The 21,209-nt window shown below is 70.4% G+C and carries 19 protein-coding genes; 10 read left to right on the top strand and 9 right to left on the bottom strand.

Annotation, left to right across the window (positions count from 1 at the left end):
* Positions 1-37: 37 nt before the first annotated feature.
* On the top strand, positions 38-2,353 hold the full coding sequence (locus tag ACIA5G_RS08390; protein WP_395921568.1) for an oxidoreductase: 2,316 nt from the start codon (positions 38-40) through the stop codon (positions 2,351-2,353).
* 55 nt (positions 2,354-2,408) lie between these two features.
* On the opposite strand, the gene ACIA5G_RS08385 is transcribed toward ACIA5G_RS08390, so the two are convergent.
* A complete protein-coding gene (locus ACIA5G_RS08385; RefSeq protein WP_395921566.1) occupies positions 2,409-2,984 on the bottom strand; it encodes a hypothetical protein in 576 nt (191 codons plus the stop codon).
* 165 nt (positions 2,985-3,149) lie between these two features.
* Here ACIA5G_RS08385 and ACIA5G_RS08380 point away from each other — a divergent pair, with 165 nt between their 5' ends.
* Genes ACIA5G_RS08380 through ACIA5G_RS08370 form a run of 3 tightly spaced genes read left to right on the top strand, consistent with a single transcriptional unit; the run spans position 3,150 to position 7,450 of the window.
* Entirely contained in the window at positions 3,150-4,967 is a 1,818-nt protein-coding gene (locus ACIA5G_RS08380) for an NHL domain-containing thioredoxin family protein (RefSeq protein WP_395921960.1), read from the top strand.
* Between the two features lies 1 nt (position 4,968).
* Positions 4,969-5,301 (top strand): GroES family chaperonin, encoded by a 333-nt coding sequence (locus ACIA5G_RS08375; protein WP_395921565.1) that lies wholly within the window; start codon positions 4,969-4,971, stop codon positions 5,299-5,301.
* Between the two features lie 25 nt (positions 5,302-5,326).
* A complete protein-coding gene (locus ACIA5G_RS08370) occupies positions 5,327-7,450 on the top strand; it encodes a VanW family protein (protein ID WP_395921563.1) in 2,124 nt (707 codons plus the stop codon).
* Between the two features lie 4 nt (positions 7,451-7,454).
* Here ACIA5G_RS08370 and ACIA5G_RS08365 read toward each other — a convergent pair whose 3' ends face one another.
* Both ACIA5G_RS08365 and ACIA5G_RS08360 read right to left on the bottom strand, forming a co-directional pair.
* Positions 7,455-8,162 carry a leucine-rich repeat domain-containing protein gene (locus ACIA5G_RS08365; RefSeq protein WP_395921561.1) on the bottom strand — a complete coding sequence of 236 codons (708 nt, stop codon included), beginning with the start codon at positions 8,160-8,162 and terminating at the stop codon, positions 7,455-7,457.
* Positions 8,159-8,998, bottom strand: coding sequence for a helix-turn-helix transcriptional regulator (locus ACIA5G_RS08360; protein WP_395921559.1), 840 nt, complete (start codon positions 8,996-8,998; stop codon positions 8,159-8,161). Before ACIA5G_RS08360 ends, ACIA5G_RS08365 begins: the two co-directional genes overlap by 4 nt.
* A gap of 121 nt (positions 8,999-9,119) precedes the next feature.
* Here ACIA5G_RS08360 and ACIA5G_RS08355 point away from each other — a divergent pair, with 121 nt between their 5' ends.
* On the top strand, positions 9,120-10,541 hold the full coding sequence (locus ACIA5G_RS08355; protein ID WP_395921557.1) for an MFS transporter: 1,422 nt from the start codon (positions 9,120-9,122) through the stop codon (positions 10,539-10,541).
* Here the strand turns inward: ACIA5G_RS08355 and ACIA5G_RS08350 are convergent.
* The 5 genes from ACIA5G_RS08350 to mug form a co-directional block, all read right to left on the bottom strand.
* Positions 10,513-10,806, bottom strand: coding sequence for a GlsB/YeaQ/YmgE family stress response membrane protein (locus tag ACIA5G_RS08350; RefSeq protein ID WP_395921555.1), 294 nt, complete (start codon positions 10,804-10,806; stop codon positions 10,513-10,515). The two genes, ACIA5G_RS08355 and ACIA5G_RS08350, sit on opposite strands and share 29 nt — an antisense overlap.
* A 144-nt stretch (positions 10,807-10,950) precedes the next feature.
* On the bottom strand, positions 10,951-11,226 hold the full coding sequence (locus ACIA5G_RS08345) for a GlsB/YeaQ/YmgE family stress response membrane protein (RefSeq protein WP_395921553.1): 276 nt from the start codon (positions 11,224-11,226) through the stop codon (positions 10,951-10,953).
* Between the two features lie 134 nt (positions 11,227-11,360).
* Positions 11,361-13,196, bottom strand: coding sequence for an acyl-CoA dehydrogenase (locus tag ACIA5G_RS08340; protein ID WP_395921550.1), 1,836 nt, complete (start codon positions 13,194-13,196; stop codon positions 11,361-11,363).
* A 158-nt stretch (positions 13,197-13,354) separates the two neighbouring features.
* On the bottom strand, positions 13,355-14,140 hold the full coding sequence (locus ACIA5G_RS08335) for a response regulator transcription factor (protein ID WP_395921548.1): 786 nt from the start codon (positions 14,138-14,140) through the stop codon (positions 13,355-13,357).
* Between the two features lie 393 nt (positions 14,141-14,533).
* Positions 14,534-15,085, bottom strand: coding sequence for a G/U mismatch-specific DNA glycosylase (gene mug / locus ACIA5G_RS08330; protein ID WP_395921546.1), 552 nt, complete (start codon positions 15,083-15,085; stop codon positions 14,534-14,536).
* 27 nt (positions 15,086-15,112) lie between these two features.
* Here mug and ACIA5G_RS08325 point away from each other — a divergent pair, with 27 nt between their 5' ends.
* Positions 15,113-15,772, top strand: coding sequence for a class I SAM-dependent methyltransferase (locus ACIA5G_RS08325; RefSeq protein WP_395921545.1), 660 nt, complete (start codon positions 15,113-15,115; stop codon positions 15,770-15,772).
* A gap of 223 nt (positions 15,773-15,995) precedes the next feature.
* Here the strand turns inward: ACIA5G_RS08325 and ACIA5G_RS08320 are convergent, their stop codons facing one another.
* On the bottom strand, positions 15,996-16,640 hold the full coding sequence (locus ACIA5G_RS08320; protein ID WP_395921543.1) for a VanZ family protein: 645 nt from the start codon (positions 16,638-16,640) through the stop codon (positions 15,996-15,998).
* 301 nt (positions 16,641-16,941) lie between these two features.
* On the opposite strand from ACIA5G_RS08320, the gene ACIA5G_RS08315 reads away from it, so the two are divergent.
* The 4 genes from ACIA5G_RS08315 (at position 16,942) to ACIA5G_RS08300 (ending at position 21,187) form a co-directional block, all read left to right on the top strand.
* Entirely contained in the window at positions 16,942-17,415 is a 474-nt protein-coding gene (locus ACIA5G_RS08315; protein WP_395921541.1) for a GNAT family N-acetyltransferase, read from the top strand.
* 52 nt (positions 17,416-17,467) lie between these two features.
* Positions 17,468-18,547: a Gfo/Idh/MocA family protein gene (locus tag ACIA5G_RS08310; RefSeq protein WP_395921540.1), complete on the top strand. Its 1,080-nt coding sequence runs from the start codon at positions 17,468-17,470 to the stop codon at positions 18,545-18,547.
* A 51-nt stretch (positions 18,548-18,598) separates the two neighbouring features.
* Positions 18,599-19,378 carry an alpha/beta fold hydrolase gene (locus ACIA5G_RS08305; RefSeq protein ID WP_395921538.1) on the top strand — a complete coding sequence of 260 codons (780 nt, stop codon included), beginning with the start codon at positions 18,599-18,601 and terminating at the stop codon, positions 19,376-19,378.
* A gap of 114 nt (positions 19,379-19,492) precedes the next feature.
* Positions 19,493-21,187 carry a bifunctional metallophosphatase/5'-nucleotidase gene (locus ACIA5G_RS08300; RefSeq protein WP_395921537.1) on the top strand — a complete coding sequence of 565 codons (1,695 nt, stop codon included), beginning with the start codon at positions 19,493-19,495 and terminating at the stop codon, positions 21,185-21,187.
* Positions 21,188-21,209: the final 22 nt, after the last annotated feature.

Genomic DNA, 21,209 nt, shown 5'->3' with positions numbered 1-21,209 from the left:
CTACTTTGAAAGTGGGTGAGGAGGGGGAGGCGGCGCAATGACGACCGAAAGCGCGCTGCCACCCCTCGACCCGTTTGCCGGCATCCCCGACCGCCGGTACGAGGTCAAGGCCGCCGACCTGCTGAAACCCGGCAACGGCGGCCTGCTGCGCTGGCGGCGGCAGGCGACGAACGCGCCGATCGTCTACGTCGAGGACGCCTACATCACCGGGACGCTGGACCTGCGGGCCGCGGACCTCAAGTACCTGTTCCGGTTCGAGCGCTGCCGGTTCGAGCACCCGCCGGACGTGCGCGAGGCGAACCTGCTCGGCCTGGTCTTCCGCAAATGCTGGCTGCCCGGGCTCAAGGCCCGCAACATGCGCAGCCGCAACGACGTCCGGCTGATCCGCAGCGTGGTGCAGGTCGACGGCGCCGACCACGAGATCGAAGAGACCACCGTCCAGCGCGGCGACGACCGCGAGCGCGGGATGCCGAACGCCGCGGTCAACCTCACCGACGCGGTGATCGAGGGCTCGCTGGTGCTCACCCGCACCGTGATCTCGCACCCGCACGGCAAGGCGATCCACGCCGACCGGCTGGTGCTGAACGGCGCGTTGCTGGCCTACCGGATGGTCGCGAACGGCGAGGTCCGGCTGCCCGGCCTGCGGACCGGCGGTAACGTCAACTTCTCCGGCGCCACGCTGAACAACCCGGACGGCTTCGCGCTCAACGGCAACGGCCTGCACATCGGCGGCAGCCTGCTCTGCGAGGTCGACAACTACGGGCCGGCCAGCCAGCGCAAGCGCTTCTCCGCCACCGGGATCATGTACCTGCCGAGCGCCACGGTGGACAGCGACATCGTGCTGCGCGAGGCGAAGCTGACGGTGTCCCAGCACGGGCCGATCGCCGTCGACGCGTGGAAGTCCAACGACCCGTACCTGGACCCGCGGCCCGCGCTGGTCGTCGACCGGTTGCGGGTCGACGGCAACCTCGAGCTGTCGGACGGCCTGCAGGCGCTCGGCACGCTGCGCATGGTCAACGCCCGGATCGGCGGTTCGCTGCGGCTGGCCGGCGCCGAGATCACCGTCGTGCGTGGCAAGTCGCAGCCGTACTACGACCGTGCGCTGCACCTGGACGGCACCGAGATCGGCGGTGACATCGAGGCGACGAGCCTGCGGGTGCCCGCCGGGCAGCTGCGGCTGGCCGACGTCACCGTCGGCGGCAACTTCCTGGCCTGGAACTCGATGTTCCGCCACCCGGGCCGCGATGTGTTTTCGGCGCGCCGGTCGAAGATCGCCGGGAACTTTCAGCTTACCGACGCCACCATCCACGGCACGCTGCGGCTGCAGGGTGTCGAGGTCGGCGGCAGCATCAACCTGGCCGGCACCCGGCTGACGGACCCCGGCCGCCGGTCCACCAGCAGTTTCTCCCTCGACGTCCGGACCGGCCGGATCGGCCGCGACCTGACGCTGCGGGACAACAACGGCCGCCCGTTCGTCGCCGAGGGCGGGGTCAACCTCGACGGCGCCCAGGTCGCCCGGCGCGTGGACCTGCGGGGTTCACAGCTCGGCTCGCTGCCGCCGTTCGCGGTGGCGCTCGACGCCGGCGACGTCGCCGCGGACGAGTTCACGCTGACCCCGAGCGTCCCGCCCGCCGGTCGGGTGGTCCTGCGGCGCGCACACTGCGGCACGCTGAACGACAACGAGGCGTTCTGGGCCGCGTCGGAGGGCATCGAGCTGGAGGACTTCCGCTACGACGCGCTCGGCAAGGGCATCCCGCTCGCCGACGACAAGGCGCTTGACCACCGCATCGAGCTGCTGCGCAAGGCGATGCGCGGCTACCGGCCCGGCCCGTACGACCAGCTCGCGCACATGCTCCGCGCGGCCGGGAACGAGGAGCACGCCTCGACGGTGGCGCTGCGCAAACAGCAGTTCCGCTACGAGGCACTGGCCCAGGGGTTCAAGTTCTTCGGCCCGGGCGTCCGGCTGTGGAGCTGGCTGCAGCGCTCGATGGTCGGTTACGGCTACCGCCCGGTGCGTGCGCTCGGCTGGCTGTTCACGCTGCTCGTGCTGGGCAGCCTGTGGTTCGGCCTCGGCTCCGACGACTGCGTGCACTGGCAGTCCGCCGACCAGACCCACCAGATCATCGCGAACGGCCCCCGTTGCGTGGTGAACCAGCAGGACACGGGCCTGCAGTGGAACCCGGTGATCTACACGGCGGACCTGCTGGTCCCGATCGTCGACTTCGGCAACAAGAGCCGCTGGTACATGCACGGCCCGGACAACTGGATGGCGGCGGGCTTCACGGCGTCCGGCTGGATCCTGGCGACGACGGTGGCCGCGGGTGTGAGCCGGATGCTGCGCCGGGAGAACTGATCTCTGGCGGTTTATCGGGCTGTCTAGCGCTGAGCCGATACTTCATCAGAAACGGTTAGTCGAGGAAGCGGGACCAGAACGGGATGTACCTCGGGCCGTCCGGCGGGGCCGTGCTGATGCCGCCCGTCGCGAACTCGCGGTGCAGGTAATCCCGCAGGTCACAGCCGTAAACGATGATGTCGGTCTGGTACACCGAGAGCACCGGGGCGCCCATCGACCCGCGCAGGCCGGGCAGGTACCGGTGCCCGCAGACCGGCACGAGCTGTGGCACGTCGGCCAGCCGCCGGCGGGCTTCGCGGACCGCGTCCTCCGGGCCGACCGGGCGGGTGCCCCAGTCGGGCAGCCAGAAGCCGTTGTGCTCGACGTCGTACAGCACGCCGTCGACCGGCCAGGCCAAACGTTTGCGCAGCTGCTCGGGGTTGCCACAGCGCCAGTCCGGCCAGCGGTCGCCGATCGGCACGCCGGCGGACAGGAACGTGCGGTGGTCCGCGGCGAAGTGGAAGCCGAACCGGCGCTCGACGTCGTCGAGCTCGGCTTCGCTCAGCCCGGGACGCACCGGTTCCCGGAGGTTCTCCTGCAGGTGCCGTGCCTCCTCAGGGGTGAGGGCGCCGGCCGGCTGGACTGGGGTCATGACCCGAGCCTAAGCGGCGGCTCACCCCGTCGCGCGTTCTTTTCCGCCGTCTTCACGCGCGGCCTTGCGGAGGTGAGTTTGTTCTCTCATCAGCCGGACGCCGGAACAGAGCGTGAACGCGTGTAGTTCACTCTTGCCGTGACTTCACCACGACCGCAGAGCCGCGTGCGCGCCCCCGAGTTGCGCGGCGACACCTGGCTGAACACCGGCGGCCGCCCGCTCACCCTCGCCGAGCTGCGCGGGCGGATCGTGCTGCTGGACTTCTGGACCAGCGGCTGCATCAACTGCCTGCACGTGCTCGACGAGCTGCGCCCCCTCGAAGCCGAGTTCGCGGACGTGCTGGTCACCATCGGCGTCCACTCGCCGAAGTTCCTGCACGAGGGCGAGCGCGCGTCGATCGAGGCCGCGGTCCGGCGCTACGAGGTGCACCATCCCGTGGTCAACGACCCGAAGATGGAGCTGTGGTCGCAGTACGCGGTCCGCGCGTGGCCGACGCTGGCCGTGGTCGACCCCGAGGGGTACGTCGTGCACGTCGCCGCGGGCGAAGGGCACGAAGAGGCGCTTCGCCGCGTCATCGCGGACCTCGTCGAGAAGCACGAAGCGAAGGGGACGCTTCGCCGCGGCGGCAGCCTGTACGTGCCGGTCGAGGAGCAGGGCACCGAGCTGCGCTTCCCGAGCAAGGCCGTCGCCACCGCCGAGGGACGTGTCCTCGTCGCGGACACCGGGCACCACGCGATCGTCGAGTTCGCTTCGGACGGCGAGACCGTCATCCGCCGCTTCGGCAGCGGGGCGCGCGGTGACCAGGACGGCCCGTTCGACGTCGCGACCTTCACCGAGCCGTCCGGCATCGCGCTGCTGCCCTACGACGTCGCCGAGCGGGCCGGGTACCACGCCGTCGTCGCCGACACCGCCGGCCACAAGCTGCGCGGCCTCGACCTGATCACCGGCGAGGTGACCACCGTCGCCGGCACCGGCGCGCAGTGGCGCACCGGGCCCGACGCGGGCAAGGGGGTCGAGGTCGACCTGTCGAGCCCGTGGGACGTCGCCTGGTACGGGCCGGCCGGCGGGATCGTCGTCGCGATGGCGGGCAACCACACACTGAGCGTGTTCGACCCGGTGGGCGGCACCATCCGCCGCTTCGCCGGGACGACGGTCGAAGGCCTCCGAGACGGCGACGTCAGCGAAGCGTTCTTCGCGCAGACGTCGGGCCTCGCGGTGGACGGCGACAAGCTGTGGCTCGCCGACGCGGAGACGTCAGCGCTGCGCTGGATCGAGCCCGACGGCTACACGTTCACCGTGCACACCGCGATCGGCATCGACCTCTTCTCGTTCGGCCACACCGACGGCCCGGCCGACCAGGCGCTGCTGCAGCACCCGCTCGGCCTCGCCGTGCTGCCCGGCGACAAGATCGCGATCGCAGACACCTACAACGGCGCCGTACGCCGCTTCGACGTCTTCACGCGCGAAGTGACCACGATCGCGACTGGGCTGTTGGAGCCCCAGGGCCTGCTGCTGCACGACGGCCGGCTGCTGGTCGTCGAGTCGGCGGGCAACCGGGTCGGCCCGCTGCCCGCGGCCGAGCCGACGGTCGTCAGCGGCGACGCGCACGCCGTGCGCCGCCCGCCGACGGTGCTCGCACCCGGCGAGATCGACTTTTCGGTGGTGTTCACCGCGCCGCCCGGCGAGAAGCTGGACAACCGCTTCGGCCCCTCGACGCGGCTGGAGATCAGCGCGTCGCCGCCGTCGCTGCTGGCCGACGGGGTCGGCGCCGGCACGGACCTGACGCGCAAGATCCGGTTCGCCGACGGTGTCACCGAGGGTGTGCTGCAGGTTGTCGCCCAGGCCGCGAGCTGCGACGACGGCGGTGAGCACCCAGCGTGCCGCATCACCCGGCAGGACTGGGGCGTCCCGGTGCGGCTCGAGGCCGGCGGTGCCGGAGAGCTGAGCCTGGTCATGGCGGGTGAGCCGCGCTCCGGCGGGTAACATGCAGCCCGTGTCTGCCGGGCCGAAACTCGAGATCCAGATGCTGCACGACCGCGTGCTGGTGCGCCTGTCGCCGGAAGAGGGCGAGCGGCGCAGCAGCGGCGGCATCGTGATCCCGGCGACCGCGCAGGTCGCGCGCCGGCTTTCGTGGGGTGATGTACTGGGCATCGGGAACAGCGTGCGGAACGTCAAGATCGGCGACCGGGTGCTCTTCAACCCGGAAGACCAGCTCGAGGTCGAGATCCAGGGCGAGGGGCACCTGGTGATGCGCGAACGCGACATCCACGCGGTGGCGACCGAGCGGACCGAGCACGGAACGGGGCTCTACCTCTAGGTCGGGTCCCGCGGAGGGCGGGGGCGTGTCAGACGACGACGTGCGCGAGCGCGCCGAGGTGGTGCACGAACTCGACTCCGAGCTGCCGCTCGCTTCGCCTGCGATTGCGGAGTCAGCCGCCGAGTCCGAGGTGGCTGAGCCGCCGGAGGAGTCCGTCACCGAAGACTCCGGTGCGGCGGAGATCGCGGACGCCCGGCTGGTGCCCGCGGGAGAAGCCACTGCCGAGCCCGAATCGGCGGACGAGCCCGAGCCACCTGCTGAGGCGGTGATCGCCGAGCCGCCCGCCGCGACCGAAGTCCGCGAGCCTGCGCCCGAGGAACCCGCGGCGACCGAGGAAACCGCCGTCGACGCGGCCGCCGTGACCACCGATCTCTTCGCCGATGACCTCCTCGGCGAACTCCTCGAAACCCCCGCGCCGCCGCCCGTGCCCGAGACTCCCGCGCGGAAGCTGCGCAAGGGTGTCGCCCGGACGATGATGGCCATCGGGCTCGCGCTCGGCCTCTTCGTGATCCTCTACACGATCGACCTCCTCACCAGCGCCGGGGACGTTCCGCGCGGGGTCACCGTCGCGGGCGTCGACGTCGGCGGGCTGACGCACGCCGAGGCGGAAGCGAAGCTGCGCAAGGAGCTTGAGCCGCGGCTGACCCGGCCCGTTGTCATCCACGGCGGGGATGTCCAAGCCGAGCTCGTCCCCTCGCGCTCCGGGCTCGGGCTCGACTGGCCGAACACCCTCGGGCTCGCCGGGCACCAGCCGCTCAGCCCGATCACGCGGATCATGTCCTTCTTCAGCAGCCGCGAGGTCGGGGTCGCCACGCGCACCGATGCGAACCAGATCAGCCAGGCCGTGCGCGAGCTCGCCGCGGGCCGGCTCGACCACCCGGCCACCGAAGGCGCGGTCGGGTTCATGCCCCTCCAGGGCAGCGACGGTGGTGTCACGCCCTACCCGATCCTGCCGCGGCAGGGCCAGCAGCTGACCGATCTCGACGGCGCCGTGCGCAGCGTCACCGACCACTGGCTCGACCGGGGCGGGGTCACTTTGACCATGGCGATCACGCCGGTGAGGGCGACCGCCGCCGGGGTGCAAGCCGCCTTCCGGCAGATCGTCGTGCCCGCGGTGGCGAAGCCCGTCGTGGTGCACGGGCAGGGCAAGGACGTCTCGCTCAAGCCGGACGCGATCGCGTCCTCCTTCCAGTTCGCGCCGGTCGAGGGCGGGGCCGTCGAGGTCCGCATCGACCAGGGCAAACTCCAGGCCGCGCTCAAGGACGGGCTCGCGAGCACCGAGACCGACGGCAAGGACGCCCAGATCGTCTTCACCGGCGACCAGCCGGCGGTCGAGCCGTCCGAAGACGCCCGGAAGGTGAACTGGGAGAAGACCTTCCTGCCGCTGATCGACGTCCTCAAGAAGGCCGACGCGCGGGACCTCCCGGTCGTCTACAACGCCTCGAAGCCGGGCGTGACCACCGAAGCCGCCGGGGCGCTCGGCATCACCGCGGTCATCGGCGAGTTCACCACCGGTGGCCTCACCGGCCCGGCCGCGACGAACAACCGGACGCTCGCCGACCGCGTGTCCGGCACGATCGTCAAGCCCGGCGAGACGTTCAGCCTCGGCGGCCGCTCCGGCCCGCGCACCGCCGACAACGGCTACGTGCCCGCGCCCGCCGACGAGGACGGCACCGGCCCCACCGTGGTCGGCGGCGGCGTCTCGCAGCTGGCGTCCACTTTGTACAACGCGGGCTACCTCGCGGGCCTGACCGACGGCGGCCACCTCGAGCACGACCACTACCTCGACCGCTACCCCGTGGGCCGGGACGCCAAGGCCGTCAACGCCAACGGCAGCCCGGTCGAGCTCAAGCTGACCAACGACGCGCCGACCGGGATCGCCGTCCAGGCCACGGTTTCCGGTGACTCCGTGACGGTCCGGATCTGGGGCACGCGCCACTACCGCGTCGAGGGCCAGGCCGGCGCCCAGACCCCCGGGGATCCCCCTCCGGTCCAGTTCGGCGGCATCAGCCCGTGCCAGCCGTCGATCGGCACCCCCGGCTTCAGTGTCACCGACACGCGCGTGCTCTACGACGTCACCAGCGGCGCCGAGGTCCGGCGGACGTCGCATACCGCGACCTACGGTCCGCGTCCGACCATCCTGTGTTGAGTTGTCAGCGAAGGACCATGCACCCCGCCTCCTCGAAGTCACGCAGCCACGCCGGCTCGCGGAAGTGCTTGTTCCAGCGCAGATCCAGCTTGTCCAATTTGGACAAACGAACGATCGACGCGGGCAGCGTCACCAGCGCGTTCTCCCGCAGGTCGAGCTGACGCAGCTCACTCAGCAAGCCGATCGAATCCGGCAGCGCAGTCAACCGGTTGCCCCGCAGGTGCAGCTCCCGCAACGCCCCCAGCGTGCCGATCGACGCCGGCAGCGCGCTCAGCTCGTTGCGGTACAACCGAAGTTCGCGCAGCGCGGCAAAACCCGAGAGGTCCGGCGGCAGCTCACGAATCCGGTTGTCCGTGCAGCCCAGGTACTTCAGCTTCCCCAGCCGGCACCACGCCGAGGGAAATTCGGTCAGCTGGTTGTCGCTGACGTACAGGTACTCGGTCAGCCCGGCCAGCTCACCCAGCTCGTCCGGCAGGGAAGTGAACCGGTTGTGCCCCAGGTCGAGCGTGTGCACCGACGTCAGCGCCGAGATGCCCGGCGGCAGGGAAGACAGCCGGTTCACCGACAGGTTGAGCACCTCCAGCCCGGTGTGCTCCCACAACGAGGCGGGCACCGACGAAATCTCGTTCGAGTAGAGATCCAGCCGGGTGAGGCCGGGCGGCAACTCCGGAAAATCGGTCAGCCCCTGGCGGCCCAGCTCGAGTGACGTCATGACGACCGCCGTGTCGAAGGCAGCCGCGCCCAGGTGCGCGGGTCGTCCGGAGTGGACACCTGGACCCGCAGGCCCGGCACCTCCGACACCGCCAGCTCGGTCAGCCGGAAGTCCAGCCGTCCGGCCTGCGGGTGGTTCAACCGGCGCAGCCGCGGCCGCGGTTCCGCCACCTCGTGCCGCGCCCACAGCTCGGTGAACTCCGGGCTCAGCGCCGAAAGCCGCCGGATGTCCTCCTCCCACGACGGGTCACCGAGGTGCCGGCCGTACTCGGCGCGCATCCGGGCGACCATGTGCGGCACCTCGTCGTCGTAGTTCAGCAGGAACCCGCGCGCGGCCGGCTCGGTCACGCAGCACCACAGCAGGTTCCTGTGCAGGCACGGCAGGCTGTGCCAGTCCCAGAACAGCTCCTCCTGCGCCGCGTTCGACGCCAGCACGTCGAAGCGGCCGTTGACCACCGAAGCGGGCAACGGATCCAGCGCGCGCAGCACCTCGCGCACCGCGTCCGGCACCACTTCGACCGCCGAAGGCAGCCGCGACGGTGTCAGCTCCGCCAGCCGGTAGAGGTGCTCCCGCTCAGGGTGGTCCATCCGCAGCGTGCGGGCCACGGCGTCGAGCACCTGCGCGCTCGCGTTGATCGGCCGGCCCTGCTCCAGCCACGTGTACCAGGTGACGCCGACACCGGCGAGCAGCGCCACTTCCTCCCGCCGCAGCCCGCTCGTTCGACGGCGGACGCCGGGCGCGAGCCCGACCTCCTCCGGGCCGATCCGCGCCCGGCACGCCTTGAGGAACCGGCCGAGTTCCTCCCGGCGGCTCGCGTGGACCTGCGTCTGGGTCATGCCGACATCGTGCCCGAGGGGTACGACAGTTTTGGGCGGACCAGCGGCGAACCAGGTGCTGGGAGTACCAGCACCACCAGGCTCTCTCCGCCGGACGAACAAGAGCCGCAAGGTCAGGGGCATGACACTGACCACCTCCGTCCCGGCCGCCACGGACCGGGCCGCCCGGCCGGACCGGCGGCCGTGGTTCATGCTGGCCGTCCTGCTGCTCGGCCAGTTCATGGCGCTGCTCGACGTCACCGTCGTGAACGTCGCCATGACCGACATCCGCACCGACCTGCACACCTCCGGCGCCGCGCTGCAGCTCGTCGTGTCCGGTTACACCGTGGGCTACGCGATGCTGCTGATCACCGGTGCCCGGCTCGGCGAGCTCTACGGACGGCGACGGCTGTTCGTCACCGGCACCATCGCCTTCACGGTCTTCTCGCTGCTCTGCGGCCTGGCGCCCGGCGCGGGCGTGCTGATCGCCGCGCGGATCGCGCAGGGGGCCGGGGCGGCGTTGATGATGCCGCAGGTCATCAGCGTGATCCAGGCGCAGTTCACCGGGCCGGCACGCGCGAAGGCGCTCAGCGCCTACACCGCCGTCATCTCCGTCGCGTTCGTCGCGGGCCAGGTGGTCGGCGGTGTGCTCGTCGGCGCCGACCTGTTCGGCGCGGGCTGGCGGCCGATCTTCCTGGTGAACGTGCCGATCGGCGTGGTTGTCGCCGTGCTGGCGGCCAAGCTGGTGCCGGGCGGGGCCGCAAAAGCCGGTCGCCGCCTCGACCTCGCCGGGCTCGCGATCGCCGTGCCGGCGGTGGTGCTCGTGGTGCTGCCGCTGGTGCTCGGGCACGAAACCGGCTGGCCCGCCTGGACGTTCGCCTCGATCGCCGCGGGTGTGCTGCTCGCCGTGCTCTTCGTCGTGGTGGAACGCCGGGTGCGCGACCCGCTCGTCAACCTCGAGGTCCTGCGGATCCGTGGGGTGGCGCCGGGGCTCGCCGCGCTGGCGACGGGCATCGCTTCCTACGGCGGGTTCCTGTTCTGCGTGTCCCTGCACCTGCAGACCGGCCTCGGCGAGACGGCGCTGGCCGCGGGCCTGACGATGGCACCCGGTGGTGTGGTCTTCGGGGTGTGCGGCTTCTTCTGGAACCGGCTGCCGCAACGTGTGCACGCCTGGCTGACGCCGTGCGGTTACGTCGGTTCGGCAGTCGCGTACGTGTTGCTCGGGCTGGGCAGTGACGGCGGAGCGCTGTTCTCGGCCGCCCTGCTGCTCTTCGGCCTGTCGATGGGGTGCGCGTTCGGCTCCCTGATGGCGCACGCGCTCACGCACGTCCCGTTGGAAAGCGCCGCGGACGTCAGCGGCCTGCTCACCACGACGTTGCAGCTGGGCCAGGTGGTGGGCGTGGCCACGTTCGGCAGTGTCTTCCTGACGCTGGCCGGGGTTTCCTCCGCACACGCCATCACCACGACGATGACCTGGGCCGCCGTGCTGCTGCTCGTCGGCGCCGGGTTCGCCGTGGTGCTGGCGCGCACGTCGGTCAGGCGGTGGTCCGGCTGCCGCCCTTGATCTTCGCGTAGATGGCCGAGGCCGCGATGACCCCGACAACGGCGGCGACGATCTGGAAGATGTGCCGGATCCAGTCGATGCCGTTGGTGTCCCGGACGCCGAACACGCCGGCCAGCCAGTTGCCGATGAACGCGGCCACGATGCCGACGACGATCGTCAGCCAGATCGGGATCTTCTGGTCGCCGGGTGCGAACAGCCTGCCCAGCACCCCCAGGATCAGGCCCACGATGATCGTCGAGATGATGCCCCAAAGTCCGCCGAGCACGGATGCCTCCTCGGATCGCCCAATAAGCGCCACCGTGACACCGATTCCGGCGGATCGCCTGCCCGGACCCCCGATGGGGTGACACGGAAAGGCCCGGCCGGGTTCGCTTCGGCGGCGAACCCGGCCGGGCCGGGGTCCGAGGTGTTACCTGGTCACGCCGCGGCGGCCGTAGAGCCCCGCTGCCACGCTGACGCCGATCGCGGCGAGGACGACCTGGGTGAGGATCTCCAGCCAGTCGATGCCGTTGGTGTCCGCGTACCCGAGACCTCGCGCGATGGCCGTACCGATGAAGGCGGCGATGATGCCGATCAAAATGGTCAGCCAGATCGGGATGCCCTGCTTGCCGGGTGCGACCAGCCGGCCGAGAACACCGATGATCAGCCCGACGATGAGTGCGCTGACGATGCCGGCAACAGTCATCACTTGCTCCTCTCAAGGATCCGCGGACCCGGCCACTCGGGTCCGTCGGACTCGGTGAGCGGAGTGCCCGGACCGCGTGACCCCGAAACACGAAAAGGGCCCTCCTCACGCGAGGAGAGCCCTATTCGTAACTATCAGAACGCGGCTTCGTCGAGCTCCATGAGCGCGTTGTCGGCGGCCTCCACGATCGCGCGGCGGGCGGTCAGCTCCGGCAGCACCTGCTTCGAGAAGAACGACGCCACGGCGATCTTGCCCTCGTAGAACGGGACGTCCTTGGCGGACGCGCCCGCGTCGAGCTTCGCGATGGCGACCTCGGCGTGCTTGAGCAGCTGCCAGCCGATGAGCAGGTCGCCGACCGACATCAGCAGCCGGACCGTGTGCTGGCCGACCTTGTTGATGTTCTGCGGGTCCTCCTGCGACGCGGTCAGGTAGCCGATCAGCGAGCCGAGCATGCCCTGCGTGTCCTCGAGCGCCTGCTTGAGCAGCCCGCGCTCGTTCTTGAGCCGGCCGTTGCCCGCCTCGGACTCGATGAACTTCGTGATCTCACCGGCGACGAAGGCCAGGGACGCGCCCTTGTCGCGGACGATCTTGCGGAAGAAGAAGTCGAGCGACTGGATCGCCGTGGTGCCCTCGTACAGCGAGTCGATCTTGGCGTCGCGGATGTACTGCTCGATCGGGTAGTCCTGCAGGAAGCCGGAACCGCCCAGCGTCTGCAGCGACTGCACGAGCTGCTCGGTGGCGCGCTCGGAGCCGACGCCCTTGACGATCGGCAGCAGCAGGTCGTTGACGCCGTGCGCGACCTTCTGGTCACCCTCGCCGGTCCACAGCTGGTCCTGGAACGACGCCGTGTACAGGTACACCGCGCGGAGGCCCTCGGCGTACGCCTTCTGGAGCATCAGCGAGCGGCGGACGTCCGGGTGGTGCGTGATGGTGACGCGCGGCGCGGTCTTGTTCAGCATGTTCGGCAGGTCGGCGCCCTGGACGCGCTCCTTGGCGTACTCGAGCGCGTTGAGGTAACCCGTCGACAGCGTCGCGATGGCCTTCGTCCCGACCATCATCCGGGCGTACTCGATGACCTGGAACATCTGCGCGATGCCGTCGTGGACCTCGCCGAGCAGCCAGCCCTTGGCCGGGGTGCCGTGCTGGCCGAAGGTCAGCTCACACGTCGTGGAGGCCTTGATGCCCATCTTGTGCTCGACGTTGGTGACGTAGGCGCCGTTGCGCTCGCCCAGCTCACCGGTCTTCGTGTCGAAGTGGAACTTCGGCACCAGGAACAGCGACAGGCCCTTGGTGCCCGCCTTGGTCTCGATGCCAGGACCCTCGGGGCGCGCCAGCACGAGGTGCATGATGTTTTCGCTCATGTCGTGCTCGGCGGAGGTGATGAACCGCTTCACGCCGTCGATGTGCCAGGAGCCGTCCTCCTGCTTGACGGCCTTGGTGCGGCCCGCGCCGACGTCGGAGCCGGCGTCCGGCTCGGTCAGCACCATCGTCGCGCCCCAGGCGCGGTCGATCATCAGCTGGGCCCAGTGCTTCTGCTCTTCGGTGCCGTTCTTGTTCACGATCATCGCGAAGTTGGGGCCCGCGAGGTACATGAACAGCGGGGCGTTGGCGCCGAGGATCAGCTCGGACGCGGCCCACTGCACGGTCGGGGGCAGGCCGAAGCCGCCGAGGTCGTTCGTCAGGCCGAGGCGCCACCACTCGCCGTCGAGCAGCTGCTGGTAGCTCTTCTTGAACGACTCGGGGATCTTGACGCTGAAGGTCTTCGGGTCGTACACGGGCGGGTTGCGGTCGGCGTCGGCGTAGGAGTCGGCCAGCGGGCCCGACGCGAGCTTGTTCAGCTCGGACAGCACACCGCGGGCGGTCTCCTCGTCGGACTCGGCGAGCACACCCTTGCCCAGGCGCTCCTGGACGCCGAGTACCTCGAAGAGGTTGAACTCCAGGTCTCGGACGTTGCTCTTGTAGTGGCCCATGTCGTCACTCCAATGTGTTCGGCTCCCCGGCCGGGCACATGTTCGCCTTACTCGCCGGTAACTTCAGGATATTACCTGCGGGTAACTGGAGCAAGCAGATCCGCACTTCCGAGTAACGGAAATTCGCCGAAAAGTGGGCCTCGAGCTGCTTGAGCGGCTCAGCGGTGGCCCGGAAGCGCGGTTGTGTCGGCGGTCACCGGAACGTGGCCGTCCTCGGCCCTCGCAACCAGTATCCCGCCCCGGAAGGCAATCGTCACCGCGTGTGTGCGGTCTCGTGCGGAGAGTTTCCGCAGAATGCTCTTCACGTGCGTGCGGACCGTCTCGACGGACAGGAACAGCAGCTTCGCGATCGCCGAGTTCTCCAGTCCTTCGGCGACCAGCTGCAGCACCTGGTATTCGCGCCTGGACAGCGGCATTCCGCCACGCGGCGACGGCGGGCTGTCGTGCGCGAGGTCCCCCTTCGGCACCGTCGACCGCTTCGGCCGGGCGGTGAGCGCGGCCAGCGCCGGGTCGATGTACCGGCGCTCGCTGTGCGCCCGCCGGATCGCTTCGGCAAGCCGTCGTGAGTCGATCGACCGCGGCACGATCGCGTGCGCGCCGGCGGCGATCGCGGCCGCCAGGTACTGCTGGGTGCGATTCGCGTCACGGATCAGCGTGACGAGGATCAGCGCCGGGTCGCCGGCGTTGAGCAGCTTCGTCAGGTGGCAGTTCGGGTCGAGTGCCGAATCCAGCACGACGACGTCCGGTTTGACCTGCTCGCACAGCTGCAACGCGGCGTGGTGGCTGGCCGCCTGCCCGGCCCAGTGCAGCCCCTGGCTGCGGTGGACGAGCGCGGCGAGGCCGTCTCGGTAGATCGGGACCGGGTCCACGACCGCCACGCCGAGACTTCGCCCGCCGGGTCCGATCGGCCCGGCGGGCCTGCGGGTGGGCTCGATGCCGTGCATCGTGGGCCTCCGTCTCTGCGCCGTCGCTCTTGGGACGCCGGACGCGTCCCCTCGGTTCTCGCGTTCGGCACCGTCCGGTCTCCCCTGCCGGGACCGGCCAAAAGTGACTCCTCCTGCTTGGTACGAGTCGCGATTGCGCAGCTCATGACGCCAATTCCCCCTCATGGCCCAACCCGCTGGTCACAGCAAACTCTGGGTAGAAAACCCCGTCGGGACAACGGCTCGACGGGGACGAGAATGCTCGGATGGGGCGCTGGGTGCTACTGAGGGTGGCCCGCGCCGACGGGGTGCCGTGCCGTCGGTCCGGACGCCGGAACCGGCCGCGCCTCCCCTTCCTCCCGGCCTCGTTGCGTCTAACGGGTCAGACGCTGGTTGGGTGCGGATCATTACTGGTCAGCGGGTCACGACGGCGTCCCGCAGTGCGGCGAACTCCACCGCGAGCCCGGCCGGCGTCCAGTGCGCGTTGAGCCCGCTCGGGTTCGGCAGCACCCACACACCGGTCTCGCCGATCCGGTGCTCCTGCCGGCCCACGCGCGCCTTGGGGAACCCGAAGGCGGTGCGATAGGCCGTGATTCCGACTACGGCGAGCCACCGCGGCCGGTACTTCTCGACCTTGGCCTGCAGGAGCTTCCCGCCTTCCCGCAGTTCGTCATCCGTGAGCTCGTCGGCGCGGGCCGTCGTCCGGGCGACGACGTTCGTGATGCCGAGCTTGAGCTTGAGGAGTTCTTCCTGCTCATCGGGGTGGAAGAGCCGCGGCGTGAACCCGCCGTTGTGGAGCGCGGGCCAGAAGCGGTTGCCGGGGCGTGCGAAGTGCTGCCCGAGCGTGCCGGAGTAGAGGCCGGGGTTGATGCCGCAGAACAGCACGTCGAGGCCGGGCGCGAGAACGTCCGGAATGGTCTTGCCGTACGCGGCGGCCAGCTGGTCCTTCGTGGGTCGGGTGCTCACCGGTCCAGTTTCGGGCACGCTCGGAGCATGGATCGGGGCCAGGTCACCGCGGACGGCTGTCACGTCGAGGTCTACCTGCTGCTCCCGCCGAACGGCGAAGCGGAGATCGTGCACGCGGCGGTCCCGCCCGGCGCGTCGATCCTCGAGCTCGGCAGCGGCCGCGGCCGGGTCACGCACCCGCTGCTCGGCCTGGGCCACGAGGTCGTGGCGGTCGACGATTCGCCCGCGATGCTCGCCCACGTCCGGGCCGAAACCGTCTGCGCCCGCATCGACGACCTGGACCTCGGCCGGACGTTCGACGTGGTGCTGCTCGGCAGCCACTTGATCAACACCGAGCGGGACGAGGACCGCCGCGCGATGCTCGCCACCGCCCGCCGCCACCTCGGGCCGGACGGACGGCTGGTCGTCGAGTGGCACCCGCCGGAGTGGTTCGACACCGCCGCCTCCGGTCAGGGCGGGCAGCTCGGCGAGGTGACCCTCGAGCTCGCCGACGTCGTCCGGGAGGGCGACCTGCTGTCCGCGACCGTCCGGTATTCGGCGCGGGGGCAGCGGTGGGACCAGGAGTTCACTTGTCGCCGGTTGGCTCTCGACGAGGTCTTGGCCTCGGCGGATCTGGTCTTCGACGGCTGGCTGACCGCGGATCGGAGCTGGTTCGCCGCGAGGCGCGGTGACAAGGCGAAGTCGTGACCGGACTTGGTTCGCCGCCCGCGCCGGTCGCCGGGGGTAGCGGATTCAGCACTGACCTGCGTACCCTGTGTGATCTCCCGCACAGCGCCGTTCCGAGGAGGATTTTGTGCAGCTTCCGATCGTCCTCGGGCTGGTCGCACTGGTCCTGGCCGTCGCGGCCCTCGTGGTCGTCCTCGAGGACAGGCGGGCCGCCAAGCGGGCGGCCCTGCAGCGGAAGGCGCGGTTAGCGCGTCTGGGCGAGGTGGATCCGCTGGCTCCGAGCCGGCTGCACGTCGACCGTTGAACGCCGGGCCCGCACCAGGGTCAGCAGCAGCGCCCCGAACACCCAGCCGACGCCGGCGCCGAACGTGTTGTTCATGAGGTCGTCGACGTCGAAGATGCGGTAGACGTACGGCGCGGTGCCGAAGTTCGCGGTGACCTGCGTGATCTCGATGAGTAGCGACGCGGTGAAGCCGATCAGCGCGGTGCCGACGAGCCCGCGGCGCCACAGGATCCGGGCGAACACCCCGAGCGGGACGAACAGCAGGACGTTCAGGCAGGCCTGCTGGAACGTCTGCGTCATGAACCACTGCGACAGCGGCTCGCCGTGCTTCAGCAGCTCGGTGTGGATGTCGGTGATCCACTGGAAGGGGTGCAGCTGCACGGTCTGGCTCAGCCGGCGGGTGCCGGGCCCGGGCAGCGGCAGGAAGACGACGGCGAGGGTCATGCAGCCGTAGAGCAGCACGGCCGCGGTGGTGACGATGCCGCGCAGCCGGAGGCCACCGTGCCGGGCGAGCTGCGTGAGCAGCTGCGGCACCAACACCACGGTCCACAGCGCGAGGAAGCCGATGAGTCCGTACTGCAGGGCGGTGACCTGTGCGTTCGTCATGCCGACGACGTTATGGATCTTGACCCGGGTGCCGCTTCGGTCGAAGAGCCCGGCAGTCAGGACCGCCATCGGCCACTTGGCCGATCCGCCGACGGGCCGATCGGCTAGTCGTCCTCGCGGTCCTCGGAGCGGTCGGCGCGCGAAGCGCTGAACAGGGTGCCGCCGATGAGCAGCACCACGACGGCCAGCACCACGAGGACAACCTCGATGCCCATTCTTTCCCCCACATGTCGGAACGTCCGCCTCATCGGCGCCGCGTTATCCGGTGTTACCGGACGCGGGCGCGTGCCAGCCTGGTCCGGTGATCCACGTGCGACGGCTGACCCCCGACGACGCCCCTGTGCTGCGCGAGACCCGGCTACGCGCGCTGGCGGACACCCCGGAGAACTTCGGTTCGCTCGTCGCCGTCGAACGGGTGCGGCCGGCTGAGGAGTGGCGGACCTGGATCCGCGACCGCGCCTGGTTCGCCGCGTTCGACGGTGACAACGCCGTGGCGCTCGTCTGCGGCTGGCCCGACGAGGCTGAGTGGCTGGTCTTCTCGATGTGGGTTGCGCCACAAGCGCGCGGCCGCGGGGTGGCCGCCCAGCTCCTCGACGCCGTCCGGAACGCGGCCGAAGAAGCCGGCGCCCAGGCCATCGGCCTGCACGTCTTCGACGGGAACGACCGCGCGCGGCGGGTTTACGAGCGGCTCGGGTTCGTCCTCACCGGCGAGTCCGAAGTCATAGCCGGGCGCGGCAGACGTAACCGGATGCGGCTTGCGCTGAACCGGGAATGACCACGACGCTCGGCACGTCGAAGTCTTGTGCAGGGCAACGAAAGGAAAGCTCATGGCACCGGTCCGGGTCGGCATCGTCGGGCTCAGCGCGAACGGCGGCTGGGCCGCGACCGCGCACGTGCCCGCCCTCGCCGCCGTGGACGGCTACGAACTCCGCGCGCTGAGCGGGAGCAGCGCCGAGTCGGCGCGGGTGGCCGGGGAGAAGTACGGCGTGCCGCTGACCTTCGGTGACGCCGGGGAGCTGGCCCGGCATCCGGACGTCGACCTGGTCGTGGTCGCGGTGAAGGTGTCCGAGCACCGGTCGCTGATCGAGCCTGCGCTGGCCGCGGGCAAGCAGGTGCTGAGCGAGTGGCCGCTCGGCGTGAGCTACGCGGAAAGCCAGGCACTGGCCGAAGCCGCGAAGAGCGGGCAGACCGCGGTCGGGCTGCAGGGGCGGTCCGCGCCGGCGTTGCGCTACCTGCGTGACCTCATCAAGGACGGCTACGTCGGCCGTGTGCTTTCGACGTCGCTGATCGCTTCGGGCGGCAACTGGGGGCCTTCGGTCCGCGCCGGCCGCGACTACCAGCTCCACCCCGAGGGCGGGGCGACGATGCTGACCATCCCGTTCGCGCACACCGTCGACGCGCTCGCCATGGTGCTCGGCGGGTTCACCGAGCTGTCCGCGACGATGGCGACCGTCCGGTCGCGGGTGCGGGACGAGGTCTCCGGCGAGTCCGTGCCGATGACCGCGCCGGACCAGATCGCCGTCACCGGTGAGCTGGCCGGCGGCGCGGTCGCGTCGTTGCACCTGCGCGGCGGGACGTCGCCCGCCACCGACTTCCTCTGGGAGATCAACGGCACCGAGGGCACGCTGGTCGTCAACGCCGCGGATCCGCTGTTCTGGATCGCGAAGCTGACGTTGCGCGGCAGCCGCACCGGTTCGCTGGAGCGGCTCTCCGTGCCCACGCGGTACGAGCTGCCGCAGCTGGCGGGGCGCAGCGCCGAGCCGTCGTACAACGTTGCGCACGCCTACGCGCGGCACCTCAAGGGCGATCTGCCGGACTTCGCGCACGCACTGCGCGTGCACCGGGTCCTCGACGCCGTCCAGCGGTCGGCCGACACCGGCGCGCGGGTTCACCCGGACGCAGAGTAACTGTTACCGACGGTAGTAGCTTTTCCGCCGATCCGGACTTACTCTCGGGTAATGGACGACGTTGTCTACGACCGCGCGGGCCGGGGTGAGCCGCTGGTGCTGATCCACGGCATCGGCCACCGTCGTCAGGCCTGGGCGCCGGTGATTCCGCTGCTCACGCCGCATCGTGACGTCATCGCCGTCGACCTGCCCGGCTTCGGCGAGTCGCCCGAACCCGCCGGTGGTTACGGCGTCGAGCCCGCGCTGGTGATGTTCAAGGAGCTCTTCACCGAGCTCGGCCTCGACCGTCCGCACGTCGCCGGGAACTCGCTCGGCGGGCTGCTGTCGCTGGAGCTCGGCCAGGCCGGGCTCGTCCGCAGCGTCACGGCGTTGTCGCCGGCCGGGCTGTGGAACCGCACCCAGAAGATGTACGCGATCGCCACGCTCAAGGCCCACCGCGCGCTCGCCCAGCGCACACCCCCGCACGTCGTGCGCCGCATAGCCGCGACGGCGGCCGGGCGCAAGGCGCTGACCGGGATGATCGTCGGGCGGCCCGAGTTGCAGACCCCGGAGGCCGTTGTCGAGGACGCCTACGCGCTCGCGACGGCGCCGGGCTTCGAGCCGACCGCCGCCCAGTCCCGCGGAGACTTCCGCTTCACCGGCCCGGTCACCGGCGTCCCGGTGACCATCGCCTGGGCCCAGCACGACCGGATCCTCGCCCGGCCACGCGTCGCCGACCTGCGGAAGGTCGCGCCGGACGGGGCGTTCCGGCTGCTGCCCGGCTGCGGGCACGTGCCGATGAACGACGACCCGGCGCTCGTCGCGAAGGTGCTGCTCGAAGGCAGCCGTTAGGTGACATTCGCTTTACGTCCGTCTTTTGACCCTGGTCGGTGACTGCCCCGCGAGGCAGAATCCTCCGCCGTGCGCCCGTTTGGGGACCTTGGGCGCGAATCGGAGGAAACACGCATGAGGCTTTCAACCCGGCTCGTGGTGCTCGCCGCGGCCGCGCTGGCGACGACCGCGGTGACCACCGCGCCCGCGTCCGCGGGCCAGCGCCCGGACCCCACCACCGACGTCCGGATCATCGCTTTCAACGACCTGCACGGGAACCTGGAGCCGCCGACCGGCTCCAGCGGCCGCGTCACGCAGTCCGACGGGACCACTGTGGACGCCGGCGGCGCCGCTTACCTGGCGACGCACGTGAAGCAGCTGCAGTCGCAGGTGCGCAACTCGCTCGTCGTTTCCGCCGGTGACAACATCGGCGCGTCGCCGCTGACCTCGGCGCTGTTCCACGACGAGCCGACCATCGACTTCTTGAACATGCTGGGCGTCAACGCGTCCGTCGTCGGCAACCACGAGTTCGACGAGGGCTACAAGGAACTGCAGCGCATGCAGTTCGGCGGCTGCCACCCGACGGACGGTTGCCAGTTCGACAAGAAGTTCAAGGGTGCGGCTTTCCCGTTCCTCGGGTCCAATGTGTACTTCACCAACGGGCTGCCCGCGCTGTTGCCGTTCACCGTCAAGTTCGAGGGCGGTGTGCCGGTCGGAATCATCGGCGCGACGCTGAAGGACCTGCCGTCGGTCGTCACGCCGGAGGCGATCAAGGGCCTCAAGTTCGGTGACGAGGTCGAAGCGATCAACCGCACCGCGAACCTGCTCGACTTCTTCGGCGTCAAGTCCCAGATCGTGCTGATGCACCAGGGCGACAGCACCGAGCTCGAGGGCCCGAACGACTGCAAGGTCCTGCCGGGCCCGGCCACCGCGATCGCCAAGGCTGTCACCCCGAAGGTCGACGCGATCTTCACCGGCCACAGCCACCAGCAGTACAACTGCGTGATCAACGACCCGGCGGGCCAGCCGCGCCCGGTCATCCAGGGCTCGTCCTTCGGCCGGCTCCTGTCGGTCGTCGACCTGAAGATCAACCTGAAGACGCGGGACGTCGTCCGCTCGGCCACCCAGGCGCACAACGAGATCGTCACCCGCACGGTCACCCCGGACCCGGCCGTGGCGGCGCTGGTCGCCGACGCGACGGCGAAGGCGGCCCCGATCGGGAACAAGCAGGTCGGCACGATCACCACGGACCTGAAGGCGGCCGGGAACGCGGCCGGCGAGTCGGCACTCGGCGACGTCATCGCCGACGCGCAGCTGGCGGGCACGCAGTCGAACAGCGCGGTCATCGCGATGACCAACCCGGGTGGCATCCGCGCCGACCTGACCTTCGCGTCGTCCCCGGCGGGCGAAGGCGACGGCGTGGTGACCTACGGCGAGGCGTTCAAGGTCCAGCCGTTCTCGAACATCATGCAGACGATCACGCTGACCGGCGCGAACCTGAAGAACGTGCTGGAGCAGCAGTGGGCGCCGGGCGTGAACCCGAAGTTCCTGCAGATCTCGAGCTCGCTGCACTACAGCTACTCGGCGTCCGCGCCGCAGGGCTCGCGGGTCTCGAACATCACGGTGAACGGCACGCCGGTCGACCCGGCGGCGACGTTCCGCGTGTCGGTGAACAACTTCCTCGCCGCCGGCGGGGACGGCTTCACCGAGTTCACCAAGGGCACGAACCTGGTCGGCGGACCGGTGGACCTGGACGCGCTGGTCGCGTACCTGGGCGCCCACCCGAACCTGGCCCCGCCCGCGGCCGACCGGATCACCCAGCTGCCGTGATCCGGTTTTTCCAAGACGCCGG

The sequence above is a fragment of the Amycolatopsis sp. NPDC051758 genome (assembly GCF_044453095.1).
Classification (GTDB): Bacteria; Actinomycetota; Actinomycetes; order Mycobacteriales; family Pseudonocardiaceae; genus Amycolatopsis.
Note: the sequence above shows the minus strand (reverse complement) of the source record. Positions and strands in the feature narration are given on the sequence as shown.

Bases quoted from the DNA above. Each gene is read 5' to 3' on its own strand.
- ACIA5G_RS08390 (WP_395921568.1), top strand. From the start codon at position 38: ATGACGACCGAAAGCGCGCTGCCACCCCTCGACCCGTTTGCCGGCATC.
- ACIA5G_RS08385 (WP_395921566.1), bottom strand. From the start codon at position 2,984: ATGACCCCAGTCCAGCCGGCCGGCGCCCTCACCCCTGAGGAGGCACGG.
- ACIA5G_RS08375 (WP_395921565.1), top strand. From the start codon at position 4,969: ATGCAGCCCGTGTCTGCCGGGCCGAAACTCGAGATCCAGATGCTGCAC.
- ACIA5G_RS08365 (WP_395921561.1), bottom strand. From the start codon at position 8,162: ATGACGTCACTCGAGCTGGGCCGCCAGGGGCTGACCGATTTTCCGGAG.
- ACIA5G_RS08360 (WP_395921559.1), bottom strand. From the start codon at position 8,998: ATGACCCAGACGCAGGTCCACGCGAGCCGCCGGGAGGAACTCGGCCGG.
- ACIA5G_RS08355 (WP_395921557.1), top strand. From the start codon at position 9,120: ATGACACTGACCACCTCCGTCCCGGCCGCCACGGACCGGGCCGCCCGG.
- ACIA5G_RS08345 (WP_395921553.1), bottom strand. From the start codon at position 11,226: ATGACTGTTGCCGGCATCGTCAGCGCACTCATCGTCGGGCTGATCATC.
- ACIA5G_RS08340 (WP_395921550.1), bottom strand. From the start codon at position 13,196: ATGGGCCACTACAAGAGCAACGTCCGAGACCTGGAGTTCAACCTCTTC.
- ACIA5G_RS08335 (WP_395921548.1), bottom strand. From the start codon at position 14,140: ATGCACGGCATCGAGCCCACCCGCAGGCCCGCCGGGCCGATCGGACCC.
- ACIA5G_RS08325 (WP_395921545.1), top strand. From the start codon at position 15,113: ATGGATCGGGGCCAGGTCACCGCGGACGGCTGTCACGTCGAGGTCTAC.
- ACIA5G_RS08320 (WP_395921543.1), bottom strand. From the start codon at position 16,640: ATGACGAACGCACAGGTCACCGCCCTGCAGTACGGACTCATCGGCTTC.
- ACIA5G_RS08310 (WP_395921540.1), top strand. From the start codon at position 17,468: ATGGCACCGGTCCGGGTCGGCATCGTCGGGCTCAGCGCGAACGGCGGC.
- ACIA5G_RS08305 (WP_395921538.1), top strand. From the start codon at position 18,599: ATGGACGACGTTGTCTACGACCGCGCGGGCCGGGGTGAGCCGCTGGTG.
- ACIA5G_RS08300 (WP_395921537.1), top strand. From the start codon at position 19,493: ATGAGGCTTTCAACCCGGCTCGTGGTGCTCGCCGCGGCCGCGCTGGCG.